At 35.8% G+C, this 21,111-nt stretch carries 16 protein-coding genes, 1 tRNA gene, 4 pseudogenes and 1 other annotated feature; of the genes and pseudogenes, 3 read left to right on the top strand and 18 right to left on the bottom strand.

Annotated elements, in window-relative coordinates; genetic code table 11:
- Positions 1-585 precede the first annotated feature (585 nt).
- Positions 586-1,458: an LPXTG cell wall anchor domain-containing protein gene (locus V192_RS0116000; RefSeq protein ID WP_051581969.1), complete on the top strand. Its 873-nt coding sequence runs from the start codon at positions 586-588 to the stop codon at positions 1,456-1,458.
- 292 nt (positions 1,459-1,750) lie between these two features.
- Here V192_RS0116000 and V192_RS20495 read toward each other — a convergent pair.
- The 5 genes and pseudogenes from V192_RS20495 to rplU all read right to left on the bottom strand — a co-directional run bounded on the left by V192_RS20495 (position 1,751) and on the right by rplU (position 3,573).
- Positions 1,751-2,169: pseudogene (locus V192_RS20495) on the bottom strand (transcriptional regulator).
- Positions 2,150-2,317, bottom strand: coding sequence for a hypothetical protein (locus V192_RS21575; protein WP_158001110.1), 168 nt, complete (start codon positions 2,315-2,317; stop codon positions 2,150-2,152). The pseudogene V192_RS20495 and the gene V192_RS21575 overlap by 20 nt, the downstream one beginning before the upstream one ends.
- 268 nt (positions 2,318-2,585) lie before the next feature.
- Entirely contained in the window at positions 2,586-2,873 is a 288-nt protein-coding gene (gene rpmA / locus V192_RS0115985; RefSeq protein WP_010762831.1) for a 50S ribosomal protein L27, read from the bottom strand.
- A 12-nt stretch (positions 2,874-2,885) separates the two neighbouring features.
- A complete protein-coding gene (locus tag V192_RS0115980) occupies positions 2,886-3,230 on the bottom strand; it encodes a ribosomal-processing cysteine protease Prp (RefSeq protein ID WP_025873320.1) in 345 nt (114 codons plus the stop codon).
- Positions 3,231-3,264: 34 nt separating this feature from the next.
- The gene (rplU, locus tag V192_RS0115975) at positions 3,265-3,573 is read right to left on the bottom strand and encodes a 50S ribosomal protein L21 (RefSeq protein WP_025873319.1); all 309 of its coding nucleotides are present in this window, start codon (positions 3,571-3,573) and stop codon (positions 3,265-3,267) included.
- Positions 3,574-3,592: 19 nt separating this feature from the next.
- Positions 3,593-3,672, bottom strand: a sequence feature (ribosomal protein L21 leader region).
- 172 nt (positions 3,673-3,844) lie between these two features.
- On the opposite strand from rplU, the gene V192_RS0115970 reads away from it, so the two are divergent.
- A tRNA-Arg gene (locus tag V192_RS0115970) sits at positions 3,845-3,918 on the top strand.
- A 477-nt stretch (positions 3,919-4,395) separates the two neighbouring features.
- On the opposite strand, the gene V192_RS21000 is transcribed toward V192_RS0115970, so the two are convergent.
- Entirely contained in the window at positions 4,396-7,140 is a 2,745-nt protein-coding gene (locus tag V192_RS21000) for a choice-of-anchor L domain-containing protein (protein ID WP_025873318.1), read from the bottom strand.
- Positions 7,141-7,668: 528 nt separating this feature from the next.
- Here V192_RS21000 and V192_RS22895 point away from each other — a divergent pair.
- Positions 7,669-8,076: a transposase gene (locus tag V192_RS22895; RefSeq protein ID WP_025873317.1), complete on the top strand. Its 408-nt coding sequence runs from the start codon at positions 7,669-7,671 to the stop codon at positions 8,074-8,076.
- A 158-nt stretch (positions 8,077-8,234) separates the two neighbouring features.
- Here V192_RS22895 and V192_RS20490 read toward each other — a convergent pair.
- The 12 genes and pseudogenes from V192_RS20490 to V192_RS0115900 form a co-directional block, all read right to left on the bottom strand.
- Positions 8,235-10,122: pseudogene (locus V192_RS20490) on the bottom strand (ABC transporter ATP-binding protein).
- Positions 10,115-11,850 (bottom strand): annotated as a pseudogene (locus V192_RS20485) (ABC transporter ATP-binding protein). Before V192_RS20485 ends, V192_RS20490 begins: the two co-directional pseudogenes overlap by 8 nt.
- Positions 11,847-12,311: a MarR family winged helix-turn-helix transcriptional regulator gene (locus tag V192_RS0115945; RefSeq protein WP_025873316.1), complete on the bottom strand. Its 465-nt coding sequence runs from the start codon at positions 12,309-12,311 to the stop codon at positions 11,847-11,849. The pseudogene V192_RS20485 and the gene V192_RS0115945 overlap by 4 nt, the downstream one beginning before the upstream one ends.
- Before the next feature lie 229 nt (positions 12,312-12,540).
- Complete coding sequence (locus V192_RS0115940) at positions 12,541-13,059, bottom strand: hypothetical protein (RefSeq protein WP_025873315.1); 519 nt, start codon at positions 13,057-13,059, stop codon at positions 12,541-12,543.
- Positions 13,059-13,388: a hypothetical protein gene (locus tag V192_RS0115935; RefSeq protein WP_029948303.1), complete on the bottom strand. Its 330-nt coding sequence runs from the start codon at positions 13,386-13,388 to the stop codon at positions 13,059-13,061. Before V192_RS0115935 ends, V192_RS0115940 begins: the two co-directional genes overlap by 1 nt.
- A complete protein-coding gene (locus V192_RS0115930; protein WP_025873313.1) occupies positions 13,385-13,615 on the bottom strand; it encodes a hypothetical protein in 231 nt (76 codons plus the stop codon). The genes V192_RS0115935 and V192_RS0115930 overlap by 4 nt, the downstream gene beginning before the upstream one ends.
- A pseudogene (locus V192_RS20480) lies at positions 13,615-14,426 on the bottom strand (phage baseplate upper protein). The gene V192_RS0115930 and the pseudogene V192_RS20480 overlap by 1 nt, the downstream one beginning before the upstream one ends.
- Positions 14,427-14,514: 88 nt before the next feature.
- On the bottom strand, positions 14,515-17,286 hold the full coding sequence (locus tag V192_RS0115920; RefSeq protein WP_025873312.1) for a phage tail spike protein: 2,772 nt from the start codon (positions 17,284-17,286) through the stop codon (positions 14,515-14,517).
- Positions 17,283-18,050: a distal tail protein Dit gene (locus V192_RS0115915; RefSeq protein WP_025873311.1), complete on the bottom strand. Its 768-nt coding sequence runs from the start codon at positions 18,048-18,050 to the stop codon at positions 17,283-17,285. The genes V192_RS0115920 and V192_RS0115915 overlap by 4 nt, the downstream gene beginning before the upstream one ends.
- 13 nt (positions 18,051-18,063) lie before the next feature.
- Entirely contained in the window at positions 18,064-20,364 is a 2,301-nt protein-coding gene (locus tag V192_RS0115910) for a phage tail protein (protein WP_025873310.1), read from the bottom strand.
- Positions 20,365-20,379: 15 nt separating this feature from the next.
- Positions 20,380-20,664 (bottom strand): hypothetical protein, encoded by a 285-nt coding sequence (locus tag V192_RS0115905; protein WP_029948301.1) that lies wholly within the window; start codon positions 20,662-20,664, stop codon positions 20,380-20,382.
- Positions 20,665-20,720: 56 nt separating this feature from the next.
- The gene (locus tag V192_RS0115900; RefSeq protein ID WP_025873308.1) at positions 20,721-21,062 is read right to left on the bottom strand and encodes a tail assembly chaperone; all 342 of its coding nucleotides are present in this window, start codon (positions 21,060-21,062) and stop codon (positions 20,721-20,723) included.
- Between the last annotated feature and the right edge of the window lie 49 nt (positions 21,063-21,111).

Below are 21,111 nucleotides of genomic sequence, written 5' to 3'. Positions count from 1 at the left end.
CGATATACACAAGCTTCAATGCTCTTTGTGAGTGGCACAACAATGAAAGAGACACAAGATTGTCTTGGTCATAGTTCCATCAAAATGACAATGAACGTTTATACTCACTTAACACAGAAAACTAAAGGAAAAACAGCCGACAAACTAGCCAAATACGCCGACTTTTAACAAACCGTATTCAAGTGTATGTTTACCCCAAACAAAAAAGCTCTATCCCTTACTACACAAGGAATAGAGCCAATCAGTTCAAAAATTATTGAGCTACTGGGTATAGCCCCTAAGCTATCAGTTCTATAAGAATAAACGTGTTTCTTCTAAAATTTTAAATTGAGAATTACTTTATACTTTGGCGCTGTTCTTTTTCAACCAAATAAAAAGTCCTAGAGGAAAAGACCTCTAAGACTCATACTAAATGATTTAATTCTTTGGATTTTCTTCACCAACATTAGTTGACAAAGAGCCATAAAAAGCCACCGCATAAGCGATGACTACAGGATATTATCGATTCTTAAGGTAATCTTAAGACTTTCATATTACAAATATATTTCATTTATGTTACAATCGATTCAGAAAGGAATGATTTATATGAAAAAATTAGCTCTTATAATTAGTTGCTTTGGTTGTATCGTTTTATTAAACATGCCTTACGTTTCGGCAGAAGAACCTGTTCCAGAGAGTACTTCTACAAGTTTGGTAAATGATTCTTCAACAACAGATTCTTCCGTAGCAGAAATGACCAGTTCTGATTTAGGCGTATCATCTATTAATTCTACTGAAACAACTTCAGATGATATTGAATTAACTCTTAGGCAAAACTTATTATTGACAGTTCCATACTATGGTTTGACTGAGGAACTGATAAACCGATTGTCTGATGAACAATTAGGGAATGCAAAAAATATGGCATTTCACTTCATAAACCAAGATATTAGCGGATCAGCAAAAATGGTAGTTAAAATTTATGGAGATAATCCTATTCCGAAAGAGTCATATTCAATAAACTATACTACATTGTCCACAGATGAATTGAAAAATTTCTTGCCTCAAATCAGACTCTCATTAATATACGTTTACGATTTGGATAAAAATCTTATAAATAGCTTAAGTAATCAAGAACTTATAGATATAATCGATAACATAAAACTCTCTTATGACAATAGTGATGACCCCACACTGAATGCTCACGGAGAATATGCTTTAGCTGCAATGGCAGACCAAATAGAATCTGGTAACTACATCAGTGGTAGTTCGAACTCTTCAGCAGACACGGACAGTACAAGCGGTACATCCTCTACTGATACAACGAAAACTACTGAGTCCAAAAAAAATACCTCCAAAAAAGAAAGCTTCCCAAACACCGGAGAAAAAAGAAATAAAGCATTAGTTATTTTGGGTGTTTCTATAATCATTCTTTTAATAGCTACCGTCTTTATAAGAAATAGAAAGAAACATTTTTAATATTATTTCTTAATTAGACACCTTATTTGTTTATTGATGAGGTGTCTTTAATCTGCCTATATCTCACTACATTAAAAATAAATCTGATCCTCATTGAGCTTTATCTCAATAAAACACCCACAGGCTGTAAACTAGGTATTTACCTGTGAGTGCCATAAACCATCCGCAACAATGATCATATTTTAAATTTGGGAATGATTGTGTAATTGTTTGCTTTGGATGGTTTATCTTAGTATTTCATAATATCAATATATCATCATCACATACAGTCGGGAGGCAATTTTTGGGCAAATCAGATTTCTAAATTTAGCTCCCTTGCCATTTCCTCAAAAAACTTAGTACGTAAATTACTTGCCGTCCGTCTACTACAGAAAATCAACTCATTTTCAATCAACCTCGTAATGTAAATTGTGGACGCTTCTTTAAATAAAATTCTTCGATAATCGTTGCCGTCTCTTCGCCTGTCTCGCTCAGTAATTTTGAAATAACACACTTATTGCGCCCTAAGTTAGTCAACCTCTTGTCTTGCTCGATCGTAATCGTCAAGTTAACCTGATTGTCATAACTCGCCTTGCTCCCTTTGATATCTCCATTGGGATCAGACTCACGGTGCGGATAACGCAGCTCGTCCTCACGCTGCTTGATATACTCACCTGTTTTGTAGTAATCCGCTAAGATATCTTTGATATAGTTAAATATTGATGTTCTCAATCCGTTCCCCCTCCTGTACCTTAACAACCTTCTTAACCGCTTTGCATTCCATAGCCCACTTGATAGCCGCTTTTCTAGATGGCTGCTCAAGCATCAGTTTGCCAAACTCCCCCTTATGTGATTGACATATTAGTTTATATGTTTTCATCGTCGACCTCCTGTATTAATTGAATAGTTTTTAATTATATTTTGTCAGGTTAAATCCTCAGGAAAGACTTGGACATAGTTCAATCGAAATGACTATGGATATATATACCCACGTTACCAAGAAGTCTAAAGAAAAAATCGTTAAACAACTAGCGAAGTTTGCAAGCTTTTAGCTGTTCAAGGTCAATCTCAAGGTCAGTCGAAAATTGAAAAAAATAAAAAAGCTCTATCCCTTACTACACAAGGGATAGAGCCGATCAGTTCAAAAATTATTGAGCTACTGGGTAAACAGACACTTGTTTTTTGTCGCGGCCTTTACGTTCGAAACGTACTACACCGTCAACTTTAGCAAATAAAGTGTCGTCTCCGCCGATACCTACGTTTGCTCCTGGGTAAATTTTAGTTCCGCGTTGACGGTATAAAATTGATCCACCAGTAACAGTCTGTCCATCAGCACTTTTAGCGCCTAGGCGTTTAGATTCTGAATCACGTCCATTGGAAGTAGAACCTCCACCTTTTTTGTGGGCGAATAATTGTAAATTCATATTTAATAACATAGTCTGCACCTCCTATTTTTCATTTATGGTTTTGACTTGAATAAATTCAAGACTTTCTTGCTCGATCGCTTGTAGACCTAATAAAAGATTTTCCAAGAGAATTTGGGCAATATTGGTTTGTTCCTGATTAGCATTAGAAATCATCTCAACATAAAGGTAACCACCTTCATCTTCGTTGGTTTCAACAATCGGTTCAAAGCCAGCTAATGCATCAATACCATTGACTGTACTAATCGTTAACGCAGACACAGCTGCACAAACGATGTCACTGCCATATGGACCTGATTCAGCATGCCCCGAGACTTCAAAAGAAACGATTTGGCCTGCGCCATTACGTTTAAAGGAACTTTTAATCATTGATAGGCCTTCTTTCCTATGCAACTTAAAAGAATTATGCGTTGATTGCGTTGATTACAACTTTTGTATATGGTTGACGGTGACCTTGTTTGCGGTGAGTGTGTTTTTTAGGTTTGTATTTGAAAGTCACGACTTTCTTTTGTTTGCCGTGTTTTTCTACAGTTCCTTCGACAGTTGCACCTGCAACAGTTGGAGCTCCTACTTTCGTAGATTCGCCACCCACTAAGATAACTTCGTCAAAAACAACTTTTTCGCCAGCTTCTACGTCTAATTTTTCAACGTAAATTGATTGACCTACCTCAACTTTTACTTGTTTACCACCAGTTTTGATAATTGCGTACATGCTATACAGCACCTCCTTCTTCTAGACTTAGACTCGCCATCCCAAGTGACAACGATTGTTGTGCTTACAAAAACTTGTTCTGTGCGGTTGTAGCTGTGGAGTCCACAATTACAACATTAGTATCATATCAAAATAAGAAGCCCGAGTCAATAAAAACTTAGTGATTTAGCGATATAAACTACTTTTCAAAAAAACTTTGTTGTTATTTCTAATTTATGATTGACTTTGTTTTAGATGTTCATTATAATAAATTCTGTTGCGTTAACGTTTTGCGCCAATAGCTCAGCTGGATAGAGCACTCGCCTTCTAAGCGAGCGGTCGGGAGTTCGAATCTCTCTTGGCGTATTCCTATTAAAAACTATTAACAAGATTTAATTCTTGCTAATAGTTTTTTGTTCCCCCACCTATCAAAAACCTCTTTAAACGGCTTTCTAAGCTTCTTAAAAAGAAACCAGTAAATCGTTTATCAATAGCCGAAAGACGCCTTTAGCCCTATGTTATGTAGCTTAAAGAAACATCCTCAGCTTAAAAGCTATTTAGTATTTGCTTTCCCCCTTTAATTTGACACTATTCTTATTAAATCCAAGTCCATACACTGAAATCCTATCAAAAAAGACCTAAATCCGTTTTGTTATTTCGCTAATCTTCTACCTATTATTTCGTTATTTTTTCAACAAATAAAAAAGCCTATAGGAAATGAATTCCTTATAGACTTTAACATGAATTAAATATTACTTTATGATTATCCTCTGTTTCCTTGTAATGCTGACATCTAAGGGATCATACTTTTCTCTCATCTCGTCATAATATTATTATTTATTATTAAAGAGGCGTAGCCGCAAGCTCCCAAAGTATCTCACCTTGGTAGGTACCTACTTTTTTAACGTCCCCTGGGTCAACTTCTAGTTTAAGTCCATCACCCGTTTTCGTTCCTGACCATGTGCTACTAATATTGTATAGCTCTTGATCACTATTATTAGTGTGGACCATAATAGGTAATGCTTCAACAGTATTCAAGATAATTTCTTTGCCATTATATACATAACGAATAGCATTTCTCAATACAACATTGGAAGAATCCAGCTCTGTACTTTGCATTTCTTTAGTTAGTTTTGCTCTTAAAGTCCAACGGTCTTTTATTAAACGCCCATCTTGTACAACCAAATCTTTATCGTAAAGTGGCTGATCTACGCGGGTAACAGAGCCATTATATTTATAAACATCAAAATTAATATTTTCTGGTGCTGAAAATAATGTAAGCCTTCCTTCAAAAACATATTTCGCTTTATTTTCACCTTCAACGATTTCAAAGTTCGTGACATTATCCGGCTCTGTCAATAATTTATACGGTTTCTCTTCAACAGTTGCAATAGCAGCAACTATCTCTGAATCGTTTTTCAAGTTGATAAATTCTCCAATATTCTTTGTCTGCACGATTGAAGGAAATAATTCCTTACCTGCTAAATCGACAAATTCTATTGTTAATGTTGTTGTTGCTCTTTTATAAAATAATTGGATAGTCTGAGCTTCTTTTATAAATTTTCCTTGTAAAGCTGCACCTTGAGCACGTACAAAAGTATAATTTTTTACTGTCTCAGTCTCTGTATTTACTTCATAGCCTTCTCCAACAATACCTGGAATTGTTTTTGCTTCTTTTAAAACCTTATTGGTCTCTTCTTCCAAATACTCAACGACTACCTTCGATTCCCGTGAAATGATTGTGGTCGTAACCTCATTTGACTGAAGCGGAGTCACTGACAGACTCACCCCATCTTCAAATTCTCCAACAGCAGAAGCTGTTTGAACAATTTTTTCACCTACTAATGCTGAGTCTTTAATCGTTGCATCATACTCTAAATTAAGAACTCCACTTGTTTCAATTAAAGCTTCTGGGATAGTCACTGCTATTGTTTTAGCTGTTTCATTATAATCAAAGGCTTTGTCTGGAACAGGCAATTTTACACCTTGATCATTTGTCACCTGGAAATGTTTAAAGTCCGTTAAGCTATCATGTAGTTGGTTAACAGAAAGCTTCAATGTTTTATACTTAATCGGCTTATACGAAGCAGGTGTTTCAGAAGGTAAAGTTAATGTTGTACTAAACTTATTCTTATAGTGTAATATTTCGTTGCGTCCTGCTTCATTTGAGACTACATCATCAACAGTAAAGGACAGGTCTGTCACAGGTTTGATTTTTTCATAAATATAAACAAATTCTTGTGGGTCCTCTGTATACTTTCCTGATTCAACGTCAGGTGATTTTACCAGTTTATAGCCATATAAATCATTTTTGGAAGAAACAGTAAAATCTGTATTAATTTCTCCAGTCTGATTTACAGTATCTAAAATATTGCCTTCTAAATCCTTGTGTATAGCTGATACCGTACCATCCGTTACAATTTTAGAGTATTTGTAGTAGACATGCCGCTCTCCTTCGATTATCTCAATGTTTGGAGTAAGCACATTTCCAGCTTCATCCACAGGACCCTCAGCTAAATTATAGCCATTAATTATTTCAGACTTTGGTGTAAAAATGTCTCCTTCTATCCCACTAAAAATAATAGGTGGAATCAATTCCGCTTGTGTTTTCTTATCTATATAATGAACATTAATGCTGCCATATGAAACAGCTTGCAAATTGGACATCATTAAATAGCTATCAAAAAATCCGTCCTCAGCATCGCCAATTGCTAATTTTAAGTGATACTGCTTTCCTACTTCTACAGCTTTTTTGGCAGTTAATTTTGTAGTATAACCATTAATTGAAGTAGGGTTGTGTAATGTATAGTTGGGCACAAAATATTGAGGATTTTTAGCTTTTGCACCAGTCTGTGGATTTCCATTATTTACATTATTAATAGAAACGTGCTGGTTTGTCGTCCCTGGAATCAAGGCGATATTTTCTTTTTGTGCTTCTTTTCCTTTTTCGTTTATAAATAAACCAAATACATCATTAAATTCACTACCCACATAGCTATAATACTCTTCTGAGCCAAATACATAGTCGAATATTAAAATATCTTTTTTAGGAATGAAATCAAACTCGATAAAGTTAGCATCTTGAATTTCAGTACCAGCTCCTAATAGTTTTAATAGATCTGCATCTCCAGGACCTTCCAGCCAGTTACTTTGAACCCTGTCTGCTTCAGCTCCATTATTGGTTAATTCAGTTAAATTTCCCGTTGATAAAATAATTCCACCTTTTTCATTTGTAAAACCAAATAGCCCTCCACCAGTAAATGTTCCTTGCTGAGTTTTCTGAGGTCTAGTATTCATTTTCACATTGGAATAATCAATAAATTCTGGATTGATCAACGCCTCTGCTAATGAACTAATAACTGCTGTAGTTGTAATACTTAAGTTTTGAGCAACAGCTTTATTTTCTGGTTGTAAAGGTCCAATTATCGTCTCTTTGTTCTCACTGCTTTTTGGTGCTATAGTTTCTTTAGAATTTTCTTCTTTTATTTCTGCCTTTGGCGCAGCATTTATTTTACTTTTAGAACTAAATAACATACCTATACCACACAATAAAAATAAACTAATTAATATAAACTTTGTTTTTTTCATTTAAGTACTCCTCCTCCAACAAATAACATTGTTTCTTCTATCCTTACTTTCACTAAATTCTCTAATTTATATGTTAAAAAAATGAAAGATCAAATTCACTATTTTGATATGAAAGCGAATACCATACATTAAAATATAAAATGATCTCATTACTTATCTTTAAACATATTATAGATATAATTTACATAAATATAACATGAAAATAATAATTGTAAAGGCAGATCTCTACTTCCTTTTTCAATTATATCAGGTAAAAGAGCTACTCTAAACTTTGGAAGTGCTGTTTCTATTTAATCTGAAAACGCCAGGAATCCTTGCCTATCATAGATAAAAAAACTGTCAATATGAAAAATCTTATTTTCAATTTGAAAATATATTACAATTTCAACTTTTCCTATTTTTTTATTAAAAATAGGAATTAATTTATTTTTTACATAAAATAAGTTTTATCATAAAAAAAGACTACTCAAAGGACTACATAACAACCTGCTTAATTGCATAAAAAAAAGATTAGGGAGTAAGTCCCCAATGAAAAATCCAAATATCAGTCGAATTGATTGGCACTTGAACCACTTTTTGTACAAAACAAGACGCCCCCTTTTAAATAATTTAAAAGAATGTTTCTCTGACGTATCAAACTATACTGTTGCCGACATCAACTACGGAGGAGATGAAAAAGGTAAAATTTATCATCAACAAAAAATTGACATCGAACTTGCTTTCGGCTCTTTGAAGGCTTGCTTAAGCTTCGCTCGGTTTTCTGTTCGTGGGAAACAACAAGTACACAATGAAATTGTGTTCGCTCTAATCGCAGTAAATTTAAGGCAATATTGGCTAAATAAGCGGATAACCCAAATTGATTCCCTCCTTAATCTAAAAATAGAAGATCGAAAAATCATTTTTATGATTTTCGGTCTTCTATTTTATATTTCTTAGGACTTACTTCCCAAACTCATTCTTTAACTGAGTATACGATCAGAAAAAATAGATTCTTCAGCAATAAAGTATGTGTTGATGTTACACAATATCTATCAAGTTCTCGGATTTGAACACTTTTTTCGTTTTCGATAATTTTACTTTACCATTTTTTGACACTACGAAAGTTCTACTTTCCCTGTATACAACTGATGATAGATTCCCTTTTCTTCAAGTAAATCTTCATGCTGCCTCGTTCAATAATACGCCCATGATCCATAACCATAATCGCATCTGAGTTTTGAATTGTCGACAATCGATGAGCGATAACAAATACCGTTCTACCTTTCATCAAACGATCCATTCCTGCTTGCACATGTTTTTCTGTTCTCGTATCTATACTAGAGGTCGCTTCATCCAAAATCATTACAGGTGGATCAGCGATAGCCGCCCGAGCGATCGACAACAATTGACGTTGACCTTGTGATAAGCCTTCACCGTCACCTGTGATGACAGTATCATATTTTTCTGGTAAGTTTTTGATAAAGTCTTCTGCATTGGCTAATTGAGCTGCTTGATGACATCGTCATCTGATGCATCCAATTTTCCATAACGAATATTTTCACGGATCGTTCCTGTAAATAAATGGGTATCCTGCAGCACGATCCCTAATGATCTTCTCAAGGAACTTTTCTTGATTTTCTTCACATTAATTCCATCATAACGGATTTTTCCTTCTTGAATATCATAGAAACGATTGATCAAGTTAGTAATTGTTGTTTTTCCTGCTCCAGTCGCGCCAACAAAGGCAACCTTTTGACCTGGTTCAGCATATAAATTAATATCTTTTAACACCCGATTGTTATCTGTATAGCCAAAAGACACATCTTCAAAACGCACATCTCCAGTCAATTCTGTATACGTAACAGTTCCGTCATTGTGAGGGTGCTTCCAGGCCCAAAGTCCTGTTCTTGCTTCACTTTCAACAAGTCCATTTGCTTCTCGATTTACATTAACTAGGGTTACATAGCCATCATCGACTTCAGACTTTTCATCGATCAACGTAAAAATCCGATCCGCTCCAGCTAAAGCCATGATCACGAAATTGATTTGTTGAGAAACTTGACTGATCGGCATGTTCAGCGAGCGACTTAGCTGTAGAAAGGAAGCAATCATCCCGATCGTTAAACCAGAAACACCATACACTGAAAAGATTCCGCCAACTACGGCTAAAAGCACATATTGGATGTTTAACAAATTCATCATGATCGGCATCAAGCTATTGGCATATTTATTGGCTTGAGTAGCACTTTGACGTAGCTCTTCATTGATTGTCGTGAATTCTTCGATTGTTTGCGGCTCATGATTAAAAATTTTCACCACTTTTTGCCCATGCATCATCTCTTCAATAAAACCATTGACTCTCCCTAAATCTCGTTGCTGCTTACCAAAATAACGACTACTGCGTCCTGCGATCATTCGAATCGTAACGATCATTATTGAAACAGAAACGATTACGACCAATGTCAGTGGTACACTTATGGTAAACATTGCAATAAACACACTCACAAAGCTGACCACAGCCGCCACCAGATTAGGAATACTTTGAGAAATCATCTGACGCAAGGTATCTGTATCGTTCGTAAAATGACTCATGATATCTCCATCTGAATTGGAATCAAAATAACGAATCGGCAACGTTTCAAGATGAGTAAACATTTCATCCCGAATTGTTTTCTGTGTTCCTTCACTGATTCGCACCATGATTAGGTTAAATCCTAAATTCGAAATGATCCCGACACCATAAATCAACGCCATCGTTGTGATTGCTTTTAATAATCCCGAAAAGTTAGGATTACTTTGTCCCAGTAATGGCGTGATATAATCATCGATCACCACTTGCAGAAATAAAGAGCCCCGAACATTGGCAAAGGTACTTAATAAAATGAGGATCATTACTAGTACAAGTAGAAATTTGTATTTTTTAAACATATATGAAAACAGTCGCTTCAATGTTTTCAAAGGATCTTGACTTTTGCGAATCCCTTTTGTTTGTTCATCACGCATCCTCTTCACCAAATCCTTTCTTTTGAGACTCATAAACTTCTTGATAAATCTGATTACTAGCTAATAGTTCATCATGAGTGCCAATCGCATTGATCAAACCCTTATCCATAACAATAATACGATCAGAATCTTCAATAGAAGACACACGCTGTCCAATGATAAACGTCGTTGTTCCAGGAATTTCTTGTCTCATTCCTTCTCTGATCAGACGATCCGTTTTCGTGTCCACCGCACTCGTTGAGTCATCTAAAATAAGAATCTTCGGTTTTTTCAGCAGCGCTCGTGCAATACACAAACGTTGTTTTTGACCACCAGAAACATTATTTCCCCCCTGAGAAATAACAGTGTCATACTTATCAGGAAACTCTTGGATAAAACTATCAGCCTGTGCGATTTTACAAACTCTGATCAAGTCCTCATCAGTGGCATGTTCATTACCCCAGCGCAGATTTTCTTTGATCGTTCCTGTAAATAGGACATTATTTTGTAAAACCATACTGACTTGATCACGCAATGATTTTAAATCGTACTCCCGCACGTCACGTCCACCAACTTCTACTGATCCTTGTGTCACATCGTATAACCTTGGAATCAACTGTACTAAGGTTGATTTAGAACTACCTGTTCCACCCACGATCCCAATCACTTCACCTGATTTGATTTCAAGATTTGCATGCATCAATGCTAATTTTTCGAGATCATTAGCATAACTGAAACTCACGTCATTAAAACGAACAGATCCATCTGCCACTTCATAAATAGGATTAGCGTTATTTTTCAAATCACTTTCCTCAGCTAATACTTCTGTGATCCGCTCGGCTGAAGTCCGTGCAATCAATACAATAACAAAAACCATAGATAACATATTTAAGCTCATTAAAATCTGCATTGTATACGTAAACATGCTGACTAATTCTCCAGTAGTTAAGGTGCTCCCTACTACAAATTTGCTCCTAACCAAGAAATCAATAACATACAGGTATAGACTGCAAACTGTAAAATAGGATTATTAAAAGCAACAATACTTTGAGCTTTTGAGAATGTTTTGTAAATATCTTTAGAAACGGTTTTGAATTTCTCATCTTCATGTTTTTCTCTTACATAAGATTTCACGACTCGAATCCCCTGCAAGTTTTCTTGAACAACGTTATTTAATTTATCATAAATACGGAAAACTTTATTGAAATTAGGATGAGCAAAATAAATAACTAGCGCTAAACCGATCATTAAAAATGGTACAACACCTAAATAAATCAATGATAGGTCCTTGTTGATACTATAAGCCATCGCTAATGAAAAAATCATGATCAAGGGACTACGAACTAACAATCGAATAATCATTTGGTACGCATTTTGAACATTGGTCACATCCGTTGTCATTCGTGTAATCAAGCTTGAGGTAGAAAAACGATCGATATTTGAGAATGAAAATCCTTGGATTCGAACAAATAATTGATCTCGTAAATTTTTTGCAAAGCCAGCTGAAGCAACTGCCGCATAGCGACCTGACATCGCACCAAAAAATAACGCAATAATTGCACAAACAAATAAAATCGCGCCATACATTAAAATCGCTTTGGTATTTCCTTTTTCGATCCCATTATCGATCATCATCGCCATGACTAGTGGAATAATGATATCTAAAATCACTTCGCCTGTTACGTAAATCGGTGCAATGATACTTTCTTTTTTATAGACGCCTATATTGGCAATCAGTTTTTTTATCATGTAATCCGTTCACCTTCCTTATTTATTTTTTTGCTGTTTTCTGATAGTTTTTCCATTAACTTAAAGAAAATCGTTAGATCATTTTCTGAAATTCCTTGAACTAATAATTCATCGAATTTATGTAGCTTCACAATATTTTCTTTAACTTTCTGTTGTCCTAGTTCAGTTAAAATAATCGTTTTGTAACGATTGTCTTTTTCGCAACATTTTCTTTCGATAAATAAGCGTTTCTCCATCGTTTGCAGAACCCCTGTCGCAGTAGATCGACGAATATCAAATTCTTGCTCGATGTCTTTTTGATAAACGGGTACCTGTTGGCTATTGCGGCGATGAATAAAATTTAGAATACGCATTTGGATGCTCGAAGAAGCTTCACCATCATCTTCTTTTAAAATTTCTGCCGCTTTTCGATTTAGTTCATTGGCTAAAATTCTGATTTTTAGACCGATTTTTCTGTCCATGATTTACCTCCTTGCTGGATAGTTCGGTTCCTAACTATATTACGATAAGTGTTAGTAGCAGTCAAGTAAGAATTTCTCGGATAAAGTCCTATCAAACATATTTTTCTGGCGTTAATTTATAAAAAGAGGCACTCCAAATAGAGCACCTCTCACTTCATTTATAGGTTTGTTTAACTTATCAATCATTAAAGATATTAAATTAGCTACTTATAGTTTTATATCATTTTTTCTAATATTCATAAATCTCTGTTATAGCTTGAATATTATTAGGTGCCTGTCCATTCAAAGAATGTCCTTTAATTTGAGTATCACTAATATAAAGATACTTCACACCCATGGTAGCTCCATTATAATTAGATATCTGAAAAACTAACCCTCTATTGTTATGTTTAATCACATGACATTTTGGAACATGAAAATAGTGAAAGGCAGAACTATTCGTTGCTCCTTTATCATATTCTTGAAAAACCAATATCCAGCCTGTCTTACAATCAGATAATTTCTTTTTAGGTGTTATTGTTTGAAGTTCATTTAAAATCCAAGTACCAGTCCACAAAATTCCTGAGTCCAGTTTAGTTTCAACTGATTTCCCATTTAATTGCAAATCACCTTTAAAATTCTTGACCCCGGCAATTTCTTCATTACCAGTTTTCTTCACAACTGTCTCATCAAAATTATCAATAGCGCTTGTATGTGTCTTCGGATAAAGCAAGTTCCCTTTTTCTTCTAATTGTACGATATCTGCCATTATACTGCTCCCACCTTACTAAAAGTTATTGTTGGTAATGTATCTAATTTTTTCTTATCAACGGCACTCATCAATCCATTGACAGTTTGTGTTGCTACAGCTGTCGTTGTAGCATTTGTTCCGGCTGGTCCCTGTGGTCCTGTAGCCCCAGTTGCCCCTTTTAAACCTTGTGGACCAACCGCACCTGCAGCTCCCGTTGCACCTTGTGGTCCTGCTGGTCCTGTTTCTCCTTTTTCACCTTTGATTGTTGTTAATCCTTCTACAGCATTTACATGTGTTTTAGGATAAACAACAGCTCCATCACTTTTTAATTCAACGATATCTGTCATACTGTTCCCACCTTATCTATTGTTATATTTGTTCCTTGGATACCTAAATCTTTGGCTGTTAATGTGATATCTCCGGTTTTTCCATTGATTGATCTCACGCCAGTGCCTGCTGCTGCGATATTCTCTAAACCAAGGATTGCACTGACATGTGTTTCTGGAAAGACTTGGCGTTGTACGCCGGCTTTGTCTGTTTCCATAACTTTTTTGATGTCTACTTCATGCGCCATTATACTGATCTCACCTTTCTTATAAAGAAGGTATTTTGCATTTCACTGTCAATTTCTGCTACAACTAGAGCGGAAGCTTCTTTTTTATGCAAGACTGTTCCTACTTTAGTTACCTTATGATTCAAACTGAATTTATCATCTCGAATGGTTCTAAGGATGCCAGTTTCACCACTTTTCAAGGTGAAATGTGCTAATTTTAATTCTTCGATTACGTTCAGAAGATTACCAGCAACATTTTCATCTAAAATCCCTTTAATTGTAGTAAACCATTTATCAAATTCTGCTCTTTGAACTTCTGTCCATTTGTCATAACGTTGCTGACTTGTTGTAATCCAGCCTTTGAATTCAACAATAATCCGCTGTAACTCTTCTTGTGCTACTAAATACCAGTCATCATAAATCTCCTGGCAGGTTTTCACCCATTCAGTGAAATAGCGCAAGATTTCTTCAAATGTCCAAATATAGTTACGGTCTCTGATTCCCTCGTCGTAAATACTTTCTTTGACTTGATAAACAAAATCTCTCGTCGAAAATTGTTGTCGCCAACTTAAATCTTTTTGAAGTTCTTTAAAGCTGAAGTACGCTGTATTTTCTCCGATATTTTGCATATCATAATTGGTTAATGTATATTGTAACTTTCCTTTTTTTGCGTCGATGATTTTAACGACTTTTTGCTCAGATAAACCGAGTCCAGCATGATGTCCTTGTTTGACGCAGAAAAAGGGGTTAAATTTGAAATGTCTTTTGGTTTTCCATGTTCTGTTACGGTCACATCCAGTACTTGTGTTCCTTCGTCAAATTGACGAATCATGATTGTTGGAATATTATCGTTTGGTTGTGTGATTGATAAGAAAATTGGATATACGATTGACATTTACTCACTCCTTTCTAAAAATTGATTATTTGGGTGGAATCACGATTGAGCTGATTTCGCTTGATCCAATCCATTGACGTTCATATTTACCGACAACTTGCCCTAATCCGATATTTTGTTCATAGGTTTGGAAACCACCATGGGTTAATCCTCGAATAACGCCTGTATGACCATAGGTATAGTCAACGTTAAAACCACCGATATTTCCACCGCGTTTCCAGTTGATGATTGCACCCGGTACTAATTGTTCGTATGACGGATTATATATTACTTTCCATCCAACAGCTGCCCAATCATAAGCGCTACCGATTTCTGCCGCAGCCTCAGTGTCTCCTATGTTATGGCTTAACGGATAGCCAGTACTTGCGCCTAAACCGCAACCACCTAAAAATCCAGAATACTCTGCTGGCACGGCATAACATTGTCCATTGCCTAAAGGCTGTTTATATAAGGTGTCTAAATGAGCTAGCCCTGCAGCTCCAGTTGAAGCTCCTGGTTTCAAATTTCTTAACTTGTCATACCAATATTGAGCTTGTTGTGCTCTTATTGGTTGATTAGGATATTTAGGATGCTCATAAAATGCAATAAAATATTCTGCTGACAATTTGACATCCGAAAGCTTAGTGAAATCTCTAAAAGAGATGTTTGATAAATCTGGTCTTTCATAGTTTGGAAACCATTGCTGATTATTTTCCATTTCCCATTGTATTCGTTGGCATTGGGAATCCAGCGTTCGATGATCCAAACCATTTTCATTACACCAATTAACTAGCTTGGATTTAGGTGTCCATTGAGTTAGTCCATAACCACCGCCTCCACTTAGTTCGTCGATATCAGGCATGATCCCCGATTCTGATTGGATATTCCCCAACATTCCAGCGATCGATTGTTCAGTCCACCCTTTATTTTTAAAGAATTGCCAGATACCCCAAGCGTTTTTTTCTTGATCGGTTGTCAACTCTGGTGGTATTCCTCCACCGATGCCACCAGATCCTCCACTGCCGTTACCGGTTATTTCTTTGCCATTAAGAAATAGCTTGCCATTTATATTTAACTCACCCTTTAAAGCAACTTTTCCATGAATCTCTAATTTGGGATTGTCTGCTGTGCTGTCAGGTGGAATACTGATAACATTCGCATGAACTTTTGCATCTGTTGATTGAGTCGCTATATTGATTGAATAACCTGATTTTTGAATAATTGTATATCCTTTTAATGCTCCGTCTACAAATGCTGGAGCAATAGCCCCGATTTCTTTTCCAGTGTCTGAATTGAGAAACCGAATTTTGCCATCAATAATATGAACTTTAAATCCGCCACTATCTGATTCAAATTTAGAACCATAGATATTGACCCCTTTTATATCAATTGCTCTTAATGTACCTGTATTGATGTAATCGGCATTAAACTGACCATCAATCGTCCAAGCTGTTTTAGGCTTGTTTGCAAAATTATCTTTGATAAAACCAATTCCATCAGAGTTCATTACTAAAAAACGTTTACTATTTTCTAGCGAATTTCCATCCATAAAAACTTGTTGATACGGCTCACGACTATTTGATTTTCCCGTTTCGATTCCATTCATCAGTTTTATCGAGCCGCCTTTTGCTCCACGTATAATGTCATCTTGCCACTTTGAAATTTCTTCAGAATCATAAAACGTCATCTTTTTCTCTTCTAAGGTATCGACATTGCCTTTTAACTCCGAAGTAGCTTTTGAGATGCTTTTTGAAATATTATCTCCTAAACCAGCTTCGACTTTTCCTGTCAAACGATCGATTTTCACTTTAAAAATTCGTGTTTGATAGTGATAGTTTCGGTCATGACGATGGATCGTCACGGTATTACCAATTGCATCTCCACCTAAGATTTCTGTTTTAAATTGAACAAGTGGTCGAGAATATTCGATGAGTGAATCGTATGTTTTTTGTAGTAATTTTTCTGGACTTTCTTCTTCATCAAACGTAATGACTTTTTCTCGTCTTCTCATGCCGCCATTTTTAAGTGGAATACCGTATTGTGTTGTCATTTCAGGAAATTCTAGCCAATTTTGTCCCTTTGGTTTATTTAAAGGTTTACCGTTTGCTTTTTTCCACTCTATATTTGTGAACTCGATACGTTTGCCTTTTCCGTCACCGACATCTTCACCACGTCCGCGTCCGATCAGACTTGTATACACTTGATTGCGATCTTGCTCTTTTATGATGCTTAATGCTTTATCACCATACGTAAAACGTTGGTTGCTTTGCTCGCCAATTTCACGATAGACTTCTAGCCATTTATCTGTGATACCGATACCATCTATTTTATATTTAAATAAAATCTCACAGCCTTTTGTTTGAATATTTTTTAGTGCATCACGCACAGAGAAAAAACTAAAATCTTCTGTGATGACTGGTAAGTTTGTATCGATTTCTCCTAGACGCCACTCTGTTTCTGTTAACAATTTTTGTATTGTATTTTTGATCGAATCGTTTTTAACTTCAACATTTTTTACTACATAAGAATCAAGTTCATCCGGTGCGAAGCTGATTCCTACAAACGATAAAATATTCTCAGATTCAGTGTCTAAAATAATTCTGTATAAGCTATAATAAGAAGCTTCTTCTTTTACAGCCATGTATGCCGCTTGTTTTAATTCTTCATCGTAAACAGTGGAGACATTTAGTGTATCATTCATCAATTCTTCTTTATTTGAAGTAATTTCTTTTTCCTGAATAACTTCTATCAGCTCGTTTTCTTTCACGATCCGAAGTAAGTGCTGACGCTCATCAAAGAAATAAACACTTTTGCTCATAGCTGTACCTCCCGATATGAAATGATCATTTGTCCATTGCTACAACCAATAGTTTGACCTTCTTGAATCGTAAAATTTTCAAAATCACTTTCTAAATCAAGTAGAAACGTTTGATCCAACTTATTTACAAAAACTTTTCCTTTTAAGAAATCAAAAGCGACTTGATCACCTGCACTTAAATTGTAGCTGGTGATTCTAATCGTTTTATCACCATTTGAAATCATTAATGAGCCAAATTTTGCAATATTGACTTCAATCTTTTCAGGAGTCGTTGGATATGGCAAATAGGTAGTAATTGCGCCATCTGTTTTTAATAATACAGAATATTTTTTGGGGTCCGCACAAAGAATTTCAAAACTTGCAATAATGCTGTTGGTATCCCCACGCACCTCATCTGTTGCCACATACTGCCCATAATAATGATAATCAAGTTCGTCTTTGAATCGAATTTCAACATCAGATTCTTTATAAAGCAAACCCATCAACTGATGGTATTTTTTTTGCACATCTTTTGCATCTTTTCCAATTAGTTGATAACTCACCTTGATCGTTCGAGCAGGTAGCTTTTGATTTAGTTTGATACTGCCGACTTGTGTTTCTTGCGTTTCTATATTGAGAGATAACATTTCCCTACCAGTTACAGCTAGTGTGCGGTAGCCTGAGATCATTTTTTCAAGATAAAGGCCGTCATACATCATAGCTGACGAAGGAAGGATCAAATCATCTTTGTGGACTTTTTTGGTTGTATCTTCAAAATAATACATTTTTTCCCTCCTTCTAAAAGGCTAAATTGATAGCTGAATCTTGTCCCATTGCTTCTGAAATATCTGAAACAAAAGCTTTGAATTGTTGATTGCCGAGTTTGATGTTGAAGGTTGCTGGTTGTTTGGTTTGGATCATCATTTGTTTACTACTTGATTGAACTGATACGTCTTTGACCGTTTCTAAATGTTGATCTAAGCTGTCTAAGCTCGGTAGCATAATTTGAGAAGCTAGTTTATCCATTGGTTGATCGATGACATGGGCATTTCTTTCGATACCGATTGCTAAACCTGCTGGCAGCATTGCTCCGATTTCATCTCGCATCCAGCGAGATGGTGAATGGATTTTGAAAAGACCTTTAAATGCATCTCCAATACTTTTACCAATGTTCATTACTGCATCTAATGCAGATTTTGCCATGCCTTTGATACCATCTACCAAGCCTCGTATTATATTCCCACCAATTTCAAATAAATCTACTCCTGTAAGTTCTTTGATTATTTCGTTCCCCATTCTCAATCCTGCACTAGCAATATCTGGTAAAAGCCCAATTATCCCTTCAACAAATGTCGCTAATAACTTACCTGCAGCTAATAGAATATCTGGTAAACTATCCCATAATCCTTTACACAAAGTCGCGACAATTTTAATTGCTGCGTCAATTAAAGTAGGTAACTGTTCTAATAGTGTTCCAACTAAAGTTGCAATTGCTTCTATAGCTACTGGAATTAACTTAGGCAATACAGAAGCGATACCTTCTGCAAGTTTCGTTAACACTTCAACACCTTTTTTAATAATTTCAGGCAATTTATTCGTAATATTGGTAGTGAACGCTTCAATAATATTTGTTACAGTAGTAATAATTTGATCCTTATTAGCTAAAATTCCGTCAACTAAAGCAATTAATAAATCTAATCCCGTTAATAACAACTGGGGTGCTGCAGCTAATAAGCTTGTGGCTAAGGATTCAATCAACATTAAAGCCGCTGGTATCAATGTTGGTAAACTTTCAATTACCCCATTAACTAAAGCTCCGATCAGATCAACCGCACTTTGCATGATTACAGGTAGATTTACGGAAATTGCTTCTGCTAATCCTGCAATTAATTGCGTTCCCGTTTCCATCAATGCAGGAAGCTTCTCTATGATACCTTGAACAAATCCAGCAATAATAGCTGGTCCTTTTGTGGTTGCCGTTTCTATCATCTTACCGATTTGTCCATCGAACTGACTATCTAATAAACCAAAACCAGCTAATGCAATCCCTAAAATAGCTGCTGGCCCCAAAGCTTTTAAGGCAAATCCAAAAACAGAGGACAATCCTTGAACCATTGAGGTCATAGCCGTTGTCCCGATATTAGCTGATCCTTGTAAGGTTGTTCCTATCCCACTGAAAGTCGCTTTTAACAGCTTTGAATTTGTAATCGTATCAGTAAATTTACTTCCTAAAGCGCCAAATTTAGTAGCAACTGTAGAAATAGTTCCACCTACTTGGGAAGACATGTCAGAAAACTTTGTTCCTAATTCAGCCAAAGCCGGATGTTCACTTCTTATATGCATTCCTAAAAGCTTCATTTGATATCTTGCACTTTCAGGTAAACCAGTCATATAGGTTTTTACCCCGTTGAATCCTTCACCGACTTGGCGAAATGCTGACCCCATCATCCCAGAGCTTTGATACATTTTTGAAAAACCTGAAGAGACTTTTGTAGAAACCGTATCAAATGCTGTCCCAAGTTTATCAATTGGAGAGCCTTCTGTCCTCATTGCCATAGTAAAGAGCTTCATTTGATATTTAGTATTTTCTGTAAATCCAATAAGATTTTGTTTCCAATTTGATATGCCTGAAATCATTTGTTTCTGTTTATTCCCAAAACTTTGAGCCATTCCGCCAAAAGACTGTGTTACTTTATCTATGTTACCGTTGATATTCCCGAAGATCGATTCATCCCCTATCATCATTTTCCCCAAGCTAGGCATATGAAATTGTTTTAACTTATCATTGATATCAACGATTGCTTTATCGACAGCACCTATCATTCCAGTAAAACTTGGATTTTCAACAACTGGAGTAAATCTTTGTTTTAATTTTTCCCCAAGAATATCCACCATGCTTGAAGCCTCTTTAGCACTGTGTTTGAACACATCGAAACTCTGTGGTGCAACAGTATAGGATGATAATTTTGCAAAAGATTCAGCTAAACGATCTGATGTACCTTTCGTGCTATTTAGTGCAGCATCAGCACTAGTCAATGTTTTGAAAAAATTATTCTCCATAATAGATAAAACCGTCGTCAGATTATTTTTATTTTCCATTTTCTCCCTCCTTTCCTATGAATTGAAATTGGCAATCCAATTTCGAAGTTTTTCTTTATCAGGAGAAGTGCTTTTTTGTCGGCCTAATAGTTTCTCTTCTGCTTTGCGATAATCGAAGAATTTATCAAAGGTCCTAAAAATTGGTTTCCCTTTTCGTGTTTGCCCCGCCATAACAGTGGCCCAAGCTTGCATATGAATTTCGTATTGACGATCCAATTGTTTTAACTGATAGGCTTTCATTCGAAGTTCGTACTCTGGAATCGTCAACCGATCTATTTCATTAAATGTTTCGATCTTCAAAAAACGTAGACAGTTTAAACGAACCTGCTCATACACTTCATCAAAATCTATGCTCTTTACACTTGTGCTTCTTCCAACATCTTGCTGGTCATCATCCCGGTATATTCCGACTTTTTTAACTCATCGATCACTTCTTCAAACAGATTTTTTGTTCCATTTTGTTCAACATAATCTTCTAAAAATTTAACGGTCATTCTAGGCTTTTCTGTCATATTGGCAATCAACAGAACTTCGAAAAGCGTGTCGACATCCGATAAAAGAAGATTTGAAACAATTGCGCCAACACCTATCTTCAACTGCATTCCACTACGTTCTACTGAATAACGTTTGTTGATTTCTTTTAAAAAGCCGTAGCCAAATTTGCAGCTAAATATTTTTTCATCCATTGTTAGTTCCATCTTTATTCCTCCTGATTTTGAAAGAGGTTAGTTAGACCAACCTCTTCAT

This window comes from Enterococcus crotali (assembly GCF_000633635.1).
GTDB classification, from domain to species: Bacteria; Bacillota; Bacilli; order Lactobacillales; family Enterococcaceae; genus Enterococcus_L; species Enterococcus_L crotali.
The sequence above is the reverse complement of the archived record's forward strand: the minus strand, read 5'-3'. Positions and strand labels throughout refer to the sequence as shown.